Annotated in this window: 10 protein-coding genes; 4 read left to right on the forward strand and 6 right to left on the reverse strand. The window is 59.5% G+C overall.

Annotated elements, in window-relative coordinates; translation table 11 throughout:
• Positions 1–339: 339 nt before the first annotated feature.
• A complete protein-coding gene (locus ACS1BR_RS03990) occupies positions 340–2250 on the reverse strand; it encodes an RNA polymerase sigma factor (RefSeq protein ID WP_463560192.1) in 1911 nt (636 codons plus the stop codon).
• Between the two features lie 778 nt (positions 2251–3028).
• Between ACS1BR_RS03990 and ACS1BR_RS03995 the strand changes: the two genes are divergently transcribed.
• Both ACS1BR_RS03995 and ACS1BR_RS04000 read left to right on the forward strand, forming a co-directional pair.
• A complete protein-coding gene (locus ACS1BR_RS03995) occupies positions 3029–3544 on the forward strand; it encodes a Fur family transcriptional regulator (protein WP_463560194.1) in 516 nt (171 codons plus the stop codon).
• Between the two features lie 79 nt (positions 3545–3623).
• Entirely contained in the window at positions 3624–5111 is a 1488-nt protein-coding gene (locus ACS1BR_RS04000) for a catalase (RefSeq protein WP_463560196.1), read from the forward strand.
• On the opposite strand, the gene ACS1BR_RS04005 is transcribed toward ACS1BR_RS04000, so the two are convergent.
• Complete coding sequence (locus ACS1BR_RS04005; protein ID WP_463560198.1) at positions 5108–6427, reverse strand: SseB family protein; 1320 nt, start codon at positions 6425–6427, stop codon at positions 5108–5110. The genes ACS1BR_RS04000 and ACS1BR_RS04005 overlap by 4 nt on opposite strands.
• Before the next feature lie 207 nt (positions 6428–6634).
• Here ACS1BR_RS04005 and ACS1BR_RS04010 point away from each other — a divergent pair, with 207 nt between their 5' ends.
• Positions 6635–7870 carry a DUF6882 domain-containing protein gene (locus ACS1BR_RS04010; RefSeq protein WP_463560200.1) on the forward strand — a complete coding sequence of 412 codons (1236 nt, stop codon included), beginning with the start codon at positions 6635–6637 and terminating at the stop codon, positions 7868–7870.
• A gap of 89 nt (positions 7871–7959) precedes the next feature.
• Positions 7960–8934, forward strand: a complete 975-nt coding sequence (rarD, locus tag ACS1BR_RS04015; RefSeq protein ID WP_463560202.1) for an EamA family transporter RarD — start codon at positions 7960–7962, stop codon at positions 8932–8934.
• A 6-nt stretch (positions 8935–8940) separates the two neighbouring features.
• On the opposite strand, the gene ACS1BR_RS04020 is transcribed toward rarD, so the two are convergent.
• From ACS1BR_RS04020 to ACS1BR_RS04035, 4 genes are all read right to left on the reverse strand, one after another.
• Entirely contained in the window at positions 8941–9087 is a 147-nt protein-coding gene (locus ACS1BR_RS04020; protein WP_463560203.1) for a methionine/alanine import family NSS transporter small subunit, read from the reverse strand.
• A 2-nt stretch (positions 9088–9089) separates the two neighbouring features.
• Positions 9090–10700, reverse strand: coding sequence for a sodium-dependent transporter (locus ACS1BR_RS04025; RefSeq protein ID WP_463560205.1), 1611 nt, complete (start codon positions 10698–10700; stop codon positions 9090–9092).
• Between the two features lie 157 nt (positions 10701–10857).
• Entirely contained in the window at positions 10858–11919 is a 1062-nt protein-coding gene (locus ACS1BR_RS04030; RefSeq protein WP_463560324.1) for a polyprenyl synthetase family protein, read from the reverse strand.
• Positions 11920–11958: 39 nt separating this feature from the next.
• Positions 11959–12672: a demethylmenaquinone methyltransferase gene (locus tag ACS1BR_RS04035; RefSeq protein WP_463560207.1), complete on the reverse strand. Its 714-nt coding sequence runs from the start codon at positions 12670–12672 to the stop codon at positions 11959–11961.
• Positions 12673–12753: the final 81 nt, after the last annotated feature.

A 12753-nucleotide genomic window follows, 5' to 3' on the forward strand; every position in this document is an offset into this window, starting at 1 on the left:
CATGCTATGCCATCCGAGGTACCAGCGACGAGCATCGAACCCAACAAGAAAACAGACAACTCAAATAAGAAAAGCTGGACTTGCACCAAGACAATGAAATACTAAAAACCGCAACATGCCATAGCCTGAACATGTCTCCCATGACGTTGAAGCAGACAGACCCTCTTTGAAATAACGCCACATGCCGTTACTAACTTCCGGAAAACTATTCATCTCCACTGGATAGAGCTTTATTACAAGGGCAACCCTTCTGTCAGCAGGATCCTAACTGCTAACAGGACTTAAAATAGCTGCTTAAAACTCACCCGGCATTACGCAAAAACTCAACAAAATAACTAGTTAGACGCAGCTTATACCGGTAATGGACTGCCAGCCGAAGTAGGCAGCCAGTGTGTAGTTGGTGTACTGGCTATTCAGGATCTGCTGCGGCAGATAGGTGTAACCGGTGTTTTCTTGGCCGGTGGCATCAACATAGTTGACAACGCAGAGCCGGTTGGTGGTCAGAGAGCTATCGCCCACCGCGCTCCAGGGGATTTCGCTGTACCACTGGAGGTATTCGGCGCTCCCGTACCAGCCGGGAACAACACCGCTATCATCCGTCGGTTCGGTGGGTGTAGGTGTGGGCGTGGGGTCGGTAGCAGTATCTGACCCGGTATTCCCACCGGGGGTCTCCGCGGGCGTGGTGGGGCTGGCGGTGCCGGTGTTGCCCCCGTCGCCGGGCTCGGTGGTGGGGGTAGAACCTGAAGTTCCGGGAGTGGGTCCGGCACTCGAGGATGCCCCCGGGTCAGGGGCAGCAGTAGCTACAGCACCGGACGTATCGCCGGAGTCTGCCTGCCCCGTGTCACCGGCGGAAGAGGGAAGCCCTGCACCGGCAGCAGACTCACCGCCGGTTATCCCCGAGGAAGCACCGACACCGGGAGTGGTCAGCACAGACCCAAAACCCTGAGTTACACCGCCGCCGGCACCCGTCAGGCTCTCGGCCATGCTGGTTTCAGCCCCCGCCGTCGCGCCCAGCGCTACACCGCTTGAGCTGGCGGGCAGCTGATCTGAACCCTTACCGCCTCCGTGTGATGACCTGCTTGAGGCGTTCTGGGCCTCGCGCTCCGAGGCTCGGGCGGTATCGCTGAACTCGGCACCCAGCGGAGTCGGCTGCGAACCGGTATTCCCGCCCCCGGGGCCCAGTCCGCCGGGGGCAGACATGGAATCCCCACTACCCATCGACTCGGCAGCAATAGTGCCCTGCCCCGAGCCCATCAGCATAGCGCCACTGGCCACAGCAATTGAGGCTGCTGTGACCGCCGCGGCCCCGGCTGCAAGCTGGGCCCCGCTCCCCCAGGTTTTAGGAGACAGCACCGAAAAAGATGCGGCAGCCGCAGAAGACGACGAAGCACCGGCACCGCTCAAAGCGGCTGCACCCGCACCTGTACCCGCCCCGGCAGCACCGATAGCAGCTGTCGAGAAAACCGCGGCCCCATCGGTTGTCCACAGAGACAGGCCGGACAGCACGGGAAAAACCCAGCTGCGCATAGACTTGTTGATACCCACCAGGTAGAGATACTCGGCGGTACAGTGCGGGCAGTCACCCATGTGGCTGCGCAGAGCATCGGAGCGTTTCTGGCTCAGAGAGCCGCGCACATAGGAGCTGATATAGGTTGAGAAACGGTTGCACTCGGGTGTGGTCGGCGAGTTCTGGTGGGCGCGCAGGTAGCCCTCTTTGAGACTTTCCCTAGCCCGAATAGCCAGCGCCGACACGGCATTGGGGGAAAGATTGAGAGCGGCGGCCACCTCACGGGGTTTTTTAGCCTCTATCTCTGTCATCCAGAGCACGGTCTGCCAGCGCTCAGGTAGCGACGTGAAAGCGGAAATCACCTCGTCAGATTCGTGCAGCTTCATCACGGTCTCATCAAGAGTCCCCATAGATTCCAGGTGATCCTGCTCACTGGGTACCTCATGCGAGGCAAGCATCCCGTATTCACCGGCCAGGTGAGCAATAGTGGTTGCCAGGTAACCGCCCATGTACGAGTGCGGGCCCTTACCGTTTTTCAGGGCCTGCAGAATACGGGCAAAAGCCTCAGAGACAATATCGTCGACCCGCGCAGCATCACTGGTGTGCCGGTAAGCTATGGCTCGAGCCCTACCGTAGTAGCGTTCGTAGAGTTCGCCAAATGATTTAATGTCGCCCCCGCGAACCGACAACAGTAGAGCTTCGTCAGTTCGCTCAGAACCTGTAAGCGTGTGCGGCGTTTGCATGACTAAAAAATCCCCGGTGAGCTGGTAAAAAAACTTCTTACCTATAGTTTGTGTGGTCTAGCGTAGGTCGCAGCATATAAGTTCAAACAGGCAACCTATCATCTAACAATATACATCATTTTCGCGGTGTGTAACCCGTCTGTGGCAGGAGGTATCGCCGCGGGCTCAATGGGAGGCCTTACCCATCAAGCCAACGGCCGATCATCCTATGAACCCACCAGTCCCCTCTGGCGGGGCTTCACCACCCAAGGTGAAGCGTTTGCCCCGAGCCATCTTCCCCATACGGTGAACCTGCGAATGAACACCGCTTGACAGCTCGCACAAGAAGCAATCCCTAATTTTGCTTCCGTGTCCCCCTATTTATTTCTTTACCGTTTCGAGGTTCCCCAACCTCAAAACTCTCTAGCTTTACAACGCTTAGCGGAGAATCTCCATTCCCCTCACCCGCTGTTGACCCACCGGTGCGATCAGGAGCATTCCTGGGTGGTGGCAGCTGGTTCCCACGTATCAAGCAACGGTTTTTTACGCCGTCACCCATTAAGAGTTACTCACGGGTAAATTATGACGGAAAAACTGAAAATTTTTTAAAAAACTTTTGTTATCAAGTTTTGCCATCCTCTGACTAGGGGTTTTATCCGCACATGGTTCATGTTTTGCCAACCGGGATGGGTAGGGGGTGGCGCGGACGGTGACCTAAACCCCAGCCGGTCCGCTTGTTATTCTGAGTAAATCAAAATAATCTGGAGGGGTAAGCAACAGCAACCCAGAAAGCCCACCAATGCTCCCAGCACAACGACTCACCCCCGACATGCTCAGAGACTCCTGGTCCACCACACTTCGCGACAGAGGACGCAGAATCACCAAGCAAAGACTGGCCGTGCTCGAGGCTGTCCAAAACCACCCGCACTCAACCGCAGAAGAAATAGTGACCGCGGTCCGCACCGAGCTACCGACCATCACCGTCCAGTCGGTCTACGTTATCCTCACCGACCTCGTAGACATCGGTATGCTCCGACGTTTTGAGCCTCCCGCAACACCGGCGCTCTACGAGACCAGGACCGGCGACAACCACCACCACGCCTTTTGTATCCGCTGCGGAAAAGTTGAAGACGTCGACTGCTCAGTGGGAGAAGCTCCCTGCCTCACCCCCAACAACTTTCACGGCATGGCCCTGCTCTCAGCAGAGGTGCTCTACCGGGGGATCTGTTCCAGCTGCCAAACCGCTGAAGAGGCACAGCTCGCCGCAGACCAGCAGCAAACCGCCCGCGACAAAGGCCTCATCCCTCAGACCTAACAAGTTTCCGGGCAATGCCCGGTTCAGTGCACTGCCGACGGCAATGCATATCACCACAGAACAGATAGGAAGAAACAGAATGGTTGCTCACCAACCCCGACAGACCGGAAGCTTTACCACCACCAGCACCGGAACCCCGGTGGCCTCCGATGACCACTCACTGAGCGTGGGCGCAGACGGACCCATCGTGCTCCACGACGGTTACGCGGTAGAAAAACTCGCGCAGTTCAACCGCGAGCGCGTACCCGAGCGAGTGGTTCACGCCAAAGGTACCGGTGCCTACGGTGTCTTTGAGACCACCGAAGATGTCTCCATGTATACCCGGGCGGCGCTCTTTCAGCCCGGTGTTAAGACCGATATGCTGGCCCGTTTTTCAACCGTTGCCGGCGAGCAGGGGTTTGCCGATACCGTGCGTGACCCCCGCGGCTTTGCCCTCAAGTTCTACACCACCGAGGGTAACTACGACATGGTGGGAAACAACACCCCCATTTTCTTTATTCGCGATGCCATCAAGTTTCCCGATTTTATTCACACCCAGAAGAGGAACCCGCAAACCGGGTTGCACGATGACACCATGCAGTGGGATTTTTGGAGTAAGCGCACCGAATCCGCCCACCAGGTGACCTGGCTCATGGGAGATCGGGGGCTGCCCAAGACCCTGCGGCATATGGACGGTTTCAGCTCCCACACCTACCAGTGGATCAACGCCGACGGTGAGCGGTTCTGGGTCCAGTACCATTTCAAGACCAACCAGGGCAACGAGTTTCTCACCAGCGAGGAGGCTCAGAGGATCGCCGGTGAAGACCCCGACCACCACCGCCGGGACCTGTTTGACGCTATTGAGCGCGGTGACTACCCCTCGTGGACCCTCTACGTGCAGGTGATGCCCTACGAGGATGCCAAGACCTACCGTTTCAACCCCTTTGATATCACCAAGGTGTGGCCGCACTCCGACTATCCGCTGATCAAGGTGGGCACCATGACTCTGAACGAGAATCCCAATAACTTTTTTGCAGAGGTCGAGCAGGCGGCTTTTTCGCCCTCGAACTTTGTACCCGGTATCGCGGCTTCTCCCGATAAGATGCTCATGGGTCGTATCTTCTCCTACCCCGATGCGCACCGTTACCGTGTGGGCACCAATTTCACCCAGCTACCGGTCAACAGTGCCAAGAACGCACCGGTCAACAACTACAGTATTGACGGGTCTATGCGCTATGACTTCAACTCGCCGCAGACCCCCACCTACGCCCCCAACGGCTTCGGTGGCCCCCACGCCGACGCCGAGCGTGCCGGTGAGGGCTCCTGGGAGTCAGATGGCGCCCTGGTTCGCGCGGCACAAACCCTGCACTCCGAAGACGACGATTTCGGGCAGGCACGCGCCCTCTACGCCGAGGTGATGGACGACGCCGAGCGCTCCCGCCTGGTGGCTAATATCGCCGGTAGCGTGAGCAGCGTATCTGACGAGCGGGTACGCGAGGCAGCCTTTGGCTACTGGGCTTCCGTCCACGAGGAGCTGGGCGCCCGGGTTCGCGAGGCAGTCAACGAGGCTCTGGCGCAGCAGGCCTAGGATACCGCCGAGTCCACGATCTCCACGAGTTCGCGGATCTGGTCTATCGGCAGGGTTGCCGACGGGTTGGTCGCGTTGATCCTGAGACTGGTTGCCCCCAGCTGTACGGCAAATTTGAGGACGTCCAGCGCGGGGGCACTGCGCACCTGTAGCTGGGGGTCGACGCTGGCCACCTCCACGGCGGAGGTGAAGGCCAGCATGGTCTCGGGCTCCTCCCCCGTGGTGGAGGGGACAAAAATTGGTGAATCTGTGCCTACCCGCACGCCCATGAGGAGGAAAGAACCCGGTGACACCAGGGTGGCCAGAAGCTGCTCCATGTTTCCTTCCATGAGGGCACGTTTGGCGCCATCGTTGAAGGGTGTGGAGATCACCCAACCGATCTGGGGCTTTTCAATGAAGGTTTCGTGCTCTGTCCCCGGGTCGACAACAACCAGGTCAAGGGTCTCGTCTTGTAAAAAGTCAGTATAGATCTTGGTTGAGCTGTCGCGCATGATCGTCGGCTCTCCACCGGCTTCTGAGGACTGCTGCCGGCGGTACCCGGCGATCAGGTGCTCGGAGCTGGAGTAGACGCACAGGGCGCGCATCGAGTTAGCCAACCGTAGCACCCTGGAGCGGATAACGGGCTCAGCCCCGGGCTGGTGCGCCTCGGAGGAAAAATCGGAGTCGGATATATCGAGCAGGAGGTCGCCGCCCAGGGAGGCCCGTAGAACGTTGATGACACCGGCATCGGTGCGCTGGCCGGGCACGATGTCTTGCAGGGCGCTCACCAGATAGGGGTTGGGAACCTCAGGACCGTCGCTGCGATCGGCAGCTGAGGAGCCGCGTCTACCCTGCAACCGTACCCGGGCCCATTCGGGCATCTGGTCGTCATCGCGGGGAAAAAGTTCCAGGTGTTCGCGCAGCTCACGGCTGGTGAGTCTCCCCTCCCCGTCCCAGTTTTCTGGTTCGGCCTGCCGGTGGTAGGCCGCACCGATCTGATAGTCGGGGTGAGGCCAGTCTTTAGCCGCTATCACCACCGTGGCACTAAACCAGGTTCCCCGGTGTTCGTCATAGGCGGCGTGCTGCAGCTTCTCGATGTCCGGAAGTACCCGCGAATCCGAGCGCAGCGGACCCACGCTACCCACATAGTCCTCGTCGCCGCGGTTTTCGGTGATACGAACAAATACGGTGCCCGTGAGCGGTTTAATATCGAGGACAAGTTCGTTCCAGCCGGGCTCAGCTTTTACCGTGCCAAGAAGCCAGCTGCCGATAGAGTTGAGGGCTTCTTGCAGTTTGGCGGGTCTTTCCGCCGGTGTAAAACGAGGAGTCTGGGTCATCTCAACTTTCCTGGAAAAGGGTGGGCTTACATACCGTGCCCAGGGCATATGTTTGCGGGCGGCAGCACGGTGGGGCGACCGCCTCTATTAAAATAGCATTCTTCCCGGTAAGGAAACTCCTCCGGGCCACCCCACATGCGCCCACGATATTCTTTTTTGGGCCAAATAAACACGCCTTGCCGCGTAATCGTTGCTAGCCTTAACAGCATGACTACATCCCTGCAGGATCTGATCGACGAATCAATCTTTATCTCCACCGAATACCAGGCCCGCCTCGCCGAGATAAGCGGCGGCTCCGACTGGTCTATAGACTTCTCAGCACCGTCTTTCACCCTTCAGTCCGATAGCTCCGTGCAGCTAACCCCCTACCTTTTGGGGAGCGAATCTGAGAACCGCGGCTCCTGGATTTGGTCCTGGCAAGAGCTCGGCCACTTTCCTCACTCCGTGGTATCGGCGGCTATCCAGACCCGGGAGGCCGGTGCCCGGCAAGAAATTCCCGAACTGACCTCCGATGAGCTGGAACTCTCAGATGGCCTGGCCCGCCGCCTCACCCTGGCCGCCAAGGCGCTGACCGGTATCTACGCCCACTACCCCGTATCCGCCGGTGCCGGCGTGCGCGCATGGATTCTGGTGAGCGGGCAGGCCCTGACCCTGGAGGCACCCACCGTGAACCGCATGGGCAGGGTCATGGCCGAGTCGCTCAAGAACAACACCATTGTTAATCAGCAGAAAGCGGTGGACAGCTATGCACGCCTGCGCGGTGCCCACATCGCCTGGGATACCGAGGCCACCGCCATTATCACCGCCTCCGACGGTGCCCTCCGGCTCTGGTTTGACGGGGGTGTGATATCGGGTATTGAGGCGGCTGAGCCCCAGGCCGACGCCCGGGAACTTGCCCGCTGCGCCGAAGAGGCTGCCGCCTTACAGGCCCGGCTGGCCGACGAGCGCCTGGAGATGGAGCGGGTTGCCACCAACGAGTCAGCCGCCCAGGTTGCTACCCGAGAAGAAGCACACGCCGCGGAGGTTCGACAGCGGGCACGGGCAGAGGCTGCCGCGGCCGAGACAGAACATGTAGCAGCCGATACAGTACCGGCCGAGGAGACCGCGGGAGTGGTGACCACCGACAGGGTCTACCCCGATACCGACCGGCCCTACGATCAGGATCCCAACGAGTTTGCCGAACCGGGTAGGGTCACCACCGCCACCATTGCTGAGGATGCGATTCTCTCCGACCCCGAACCGGCCCCCGCCGTTTCCGATTCTGCGGCTCAGCAGACCGCCCCGGAATCCTCCGACAGCGACCGTGACTCCCAACAGCAGCGTCCGGCAGCCTTCAGGGGAAGCTCTTCGCCCGACCCGGACGAGGAGGCACAGCGGGCAGAGAACAAAGAGACCAAAGAGAAAGAAAAGAAGGGTTTCTTCTCCCGTTTCTTCGGGCTCTAGTCTTCCCACAATTCCCCCACCCGGTCGACCGGGTGGGGGAATTTTTTATGATAATTTCAGCGAACGAGACGCAAGAAAGGATTCCGTGCATGGAGCGTTTTACAGCCGGTGCCCGGCTATCGCGGTTATTCTCGAGAGGCTACCCCTCGATCCTGGCCACCCACCTCATCTGGGGTTTGCTCCCGCTCTATTTTGCTGTAACCCCACCGGCAAGCGCCTTTGAGGTGGTTGCGGTGCGGGTGCTGTTCTCGCTCATTTTTTGTGCTCTCCTCACCGTAGTACTGGGTGGTGGGCTCACCCGGCTCAAAGGAACACTATGGCAGAGGTCGCTCTTATTTCCTCTGATTGTGGCGTCTCTTCTGGTGGGTGCTAACTGGACGATCTACGTGCTAGCGGTGACCAGCGGAAATACGCTCGAAGCATCGCTCGGATACTTTATCAACCCTCTGGTGTCGGTTTTTCTGGGCGTAATTTTTCTGGGCGAAAGGCTGAGGCCGGTGCAGTGGCTGGCGGTGGTACTCGCCGGGGCCGCGGTGGTCTCCATGAGCGTTCTCTACGGTCGCATACCGTGGATCGGTTTGGGGTTGGCGGCATCTTTCGGTTTTTACGGCCTGGTCAAATCAAAGGTGGGTGGAAGGATATCTCCGCTGCACTCCTTTACCCTGGAGTCTCTCTTCCTCGCACCGATAGCCGCAGCCGCTCTCATAGCGCTAGCGCGGGCAGGGACACTTACCCTGTTCTCCCACGGCGCCGGCCACTTTGGGGTGCTTGCAGCATCGGGGGTCATCACTGCCCTGCCACTGCTGCTCTTTGCCCACGCGGTATCGCGCCTGCCGCTGAGCGTGGTGGGAATGATACAGTACATCAGCCCCACCCTACAGTTTCTGATTGCGCTCTATGTCTTTCATGAGCCGCTGAGCCCCGAAAGGCTCTTGGGCTTTATCGTAATCTGGTGTGCCTGCTTACTCTTTGGTCTCGACTCGGTACGGGCCGCACGGGCGCGGGACGGGGCCTCACCCGCCGACAAACCTACCAAGACCGCAGGCCCCGGCCAAAAGCCCTGACCCGTCTCAATCAACCGGCGGGTTTGCGGCTTCCAGACCCCCGACATCCTCCGGCTCTTCGGGATGGCGGGCGAGGTTGACGATGGCCAGCACCAGCCCTCCCCAGATAGTCACGATCGAGACGATGAGCATCATGATTGCTTCGCTAGTCACAGCTATACCTCCTCTACTCCTGCACCGGTGGCACCGTGCCTTGACCGGGAAGGGTCAACGTGGTTGTGAAGAACTTTTCCGGCCGCTACCGGCGGTGCCGGCGGTTTATGTGCCGCCCGAGATGTGCGCGACCAGGGTAGGAAAGAAACCACCACGGCCAGAACAAGCAAGAACACCACCATGCCCCAGCCAAAAATATTGATGAGAGACGACGGGTAGCCCTCATAGGGTTCGTTGAGCAGGTTCACAAAGGTGGAGATCAGGCTGTATCCCAGAATAATCGGGGTCACCAGGGCCAGCAGAAACATCCAGATAGGGCCCACCCTAATGGAGCTGTAGCGGTTGAGGTGGTCTCGCAGCACCGGCAGAGCACGCACCAGGTAGGAGAGCGTAAAGATCGAGACCAGGCCGGCCAGCAAAATACCGAACTGGTTTACAAAGTTATCGAGGATATCCAGCACGTAGAGCCCGGACTCGGTGGGCATCAAAAGGATCGATAGCGCCGCTAGGGGAACCCCCACAAACAGGGTTGCCTGCACCCTGGCCATATCGAACTTATCCTGGATACCGGCAACGATCACCTCCACCACAGAAATCATGGAGGTGAACCCCGCAAACAGGAGCGAGCCAAAAAAGAGCAGGCCGATCAGGGCGCCCGCCGGTGCCTGCGAAATGATGGTGGGGAAGGCGATAAAGGCCAGGCCAATACCGGAGGTTGCGACCTCGGAGACCTGCGAGCCGCTGGCCTGGGCCATAAAGCCCAGGGCGGCGAACACGCCGATACCGGCGAGTAGCTCAAAACCGGAATTGGCAAAACCCACCACGGCACCGGAGCCGGTGAGATCCGTCTTGGTCTTGAGATAGGACGAGTAGGTGACCATAATGCCAAAGCCGATTGAGAGCGAGAAGAAAATTTGCCCGTAGGCGGCAACCCACACCTGTGGCTGGGTGAGGGCGGACCAGTCGGGGGTAAACAGGGCGTTCAGGCCCTGCACAGCGCCGTCGAGGGTCAGGGAGTACACCACCAAAGCCACAAACATCACGATGAGCAGGGGGATAAAAATCACGTTGGCCGCACCAACCCCCCTTTGTACGCCCAGGGACATCACCACCAGTAGAACAGCCCAGATCAAGGCGATAGGGATCAGCACGCCGGGGACAAAAGTCGTAGACAGTCCCGGGTCCCCGGCCCGGAGGAAGCCGGTCGTGAAGAAAGCCGCCGGGTCATCGCCCCAGGCACGGTCGAAAGAAAAAATCATGTAGCGCAGCGCCCAGGCGAGAATAGCCGCGTAGTAGATGGCGATCACCGCGTTGATGCCCATGTGCCACCAGCCAATAAACTCGGTCTTGCGGTTGAGCCTGCGGAAGGACAGCGGCGAGGAAGCGCGGCCGCGGTGGCCCACAGCATAGTCAAAGAAGAGGAAAGGAAGCCCGGCAGTCAACAGCGCCACCAGGTAGGGGATCATGAAAGCACCACCACCGTTATCGTAGGTGACATAGGGAAAACGCCAAATATTACCCAGACCCACAGCGGAGCCAATCGCGGCGAAAATAAAAACTTTACGGCTAGAGAAGCTCTCGCGCTTCTTGGGTGCCTGAGCACTGGCTGCCATGGGTTACCTCGGTTATGCTACTCAAAATACAAATGCGGGTGAGACAGCAGCCGCCCGCGGGAAGCCGCTCTAACGTGAGAAATCTACCCGCCCACACCACAAAACGGATAATTTCGCCGGATTTTCTCGCATACTGATACGCGAGAGTGCCGGCGTGCTAGCTTTGGCGGTGTACCACCGCGTGCGCGAAAGACCGCAGAGCCTCTTTAACGGTGGAATCGGGGAGGGGGTCAATGGCCTCGATTGCGTCGTCGGCCCACCGGTAGGCAATCTGCCAGGAACGTTCGGTCACCGGGTGAGCAGAAAGCTCGGCAACAGCCTGTGCCAGCGCCTCATCATCGGTGAGATCGCCCCGCACCAGGTGTAGCACCCGCTGCGCCTCGGTATCTCCGGCGGCAGCCTCCTGCTCCAGAAGGATGGTGGGTAGGGTGGGCACACCCTCGCGCAGATCGGTACCGGGGGTTTTACCCGAGCGCGCACCCTCTGCCGTCACATCAATCACGTCATCGGCGAGCTGGAAAGCAACCCCCACCAGCTCACCGTAGCGGGCGAGCATCTGAACGGTCGCCTCGGGGGCACCGGTCAGAATGGTGCCGTAGGAGCCGGCGGCGGCAATCAGCGATCCGGTTTTACCCTGCACCACCTTGAGGTAGTGGGAGAGAATATCCTCCCCGGGCTCGGGGCCGGTGGTCTCAAAAAGCTGTCCCAGCACCAGCCGCTCAAAGGTCTGTGCCTGAACCGCCATGGGCCGCTGCCCCAGCTCGGTTACCATGAGCGAGGCCCGCGAAAAAATAAGGTCACCGGTTAGGATCGCCACCGAGTTACCCCAAATATTCTGGGCGGTATCGACACCGCGACGCTTGGGGGCATCGTCCATCACGTCATCGTGGTAGAGAGTGGCCAGGTGGGTGAGTTCAACCACCACGGCGGCGTCGAGCACGTCGTCGTTGATTTCGCCGCCGGCCGCTGCCGCCAGCAGGGTGAGCAGGGGGCGCACCCGTTTGCCGCCGGCGTCGAGTAGGTGCCGGGAGGCGACATCGGCGATACGTGAGGTCTGTGCCACCGCGCGGGCCAGCCGCTTCTCAATCTCGGCCAGGGATTCAAGAATCTGCGGGCCAAGCTTGTTATCACGGGCGATGATTTCAAACCCCTGGGGCAGATCAAAATCAAGGTCGGCAAAAAGCTCAGACACGGAGTTTGCCGACGACGAAGGCTGCATATTGGTCACGATTCTTTATTCTCTATCTGTTCGTGCGATCTAGTGTGAGGCCAGACCGCGGCCCGGTTTAAAGCCGCGGTGGATAGCCACGATTCCGCCGCTGAGGTTGCGGTATTTGACCCCGCGCCACCCGGCCTCTTCAAAGGTGCGTGCCAGCGAGTCCTGGTTGGGCCAGTCAATAATAGATTCTGCCAGATAAACGTATGATTCTGGGTTAGATGAGATGGCTCGCGCCACCGGAGGGATAACCCGCATAATGTAGTTTTTGTACACGGTGCGGAAGGGGGCGAAGGTGGGGTGCGAGAATTCCAGCACGACTATCCGCCCGCCGGGTTTGGTGACCCGCAGCAGTTCGCGCAGGGCGCGGGGGTAGTCGGCGACATTGCGCAGCCCGTAGGACATGGTGACCGCGTCAAATTCTTCATCGGCAAAGGGGAGGTTGGTGACGTCTGCCTGCACGAAGGTGATGTCTGGCCGCCGCTGTCGGCCCACCGCCAGCATTCCCTCGGAGAGGTCGGCGGCGATCACGTCGGCCCCGATATTGGCAAAGGGCTCGGCGGAGGCGCCGGTTCCGGTGGCAATATCGAGGATTCGCTGGCCAGCTACAGCGTCTACGGCTTCCACGGTTTTTGTGCGCCAGCGGATGTGCTGGCCGCCGGAGAGTATTCCGTTCATGAGGTCGTAGCGTTGTGCTACGCGATCAAACATTGAGGCGATGTCTGCGGTGTCTTTGTGGAGGTCTGCACGGTTCACCCTGTCATTGTGTCATGTTTGCCGCCAAACATCACACCGCGGGTTGCAGTCGGCAACGAGGGTGTTGAGAGCTATGCTCCC

The sequence above is a fragment of the Rothia sp. 18CD1-1 genome, from assembly GCF_055285355.1.

Coding starts and splice junctions, on each gene's coding strand:
- ACS1BR_RS04030 (WP_463560324.1), bottom strand. CDS start 11,919: ATGCAGCCTTCGTCGTCGGCAAACTCCGTGTCTGAGCTTTTTGCCGAC.
- ACS1BR_RS04005 (WP_463560198.1), bottom strand. CDS start 6,427: ATGACCCAGACTCCTCGTTTTACACCGGCGGAAAGACCCGCCAAACTG.
- ACS1BR_RS03995 (WP_463560194.1), top strand. CDS start 3,029: ATGCTCCCAGCACAACGACTCACCCCCGACATGCTCAGAGACTCCTGG.
- ACS1BR_RS04000 (WP_463560196.1), top strand. CDS start 3,624: ATGGTTGCTCACCAACCCCGACAGACCGGAAGCTTTACCACCACCAGC.
- ACS1BR_RS03990 (WP_463560192.1), bottom strand. CDS start 2,250: ATGCAAACGCCGCACACGCTTACAGGTTCTGAGCGAACTGACGAAGCT.
- rarD (WP_463560202.1), top strand. CDS start 7,960: ATGGAGCGTTTTACAGCCGGTGCCCGGCTATCGCGGTTATTCTCGAGA.
- ACS1BR_RS04025 (WP_463560205.1), bottom strand. CDS start 10,700: ATGGCAGCCAGTGCTCAGGCACCCAAGAAGCGCGAGAGCTTCTCTAGC.
- ACS1BR_RS04010 (WP_463560200.1), top strand. CDS start 6,635: ATGACTACATCCCTGCAGGATCTGATCGACGAATCAATCTTTATCTCC.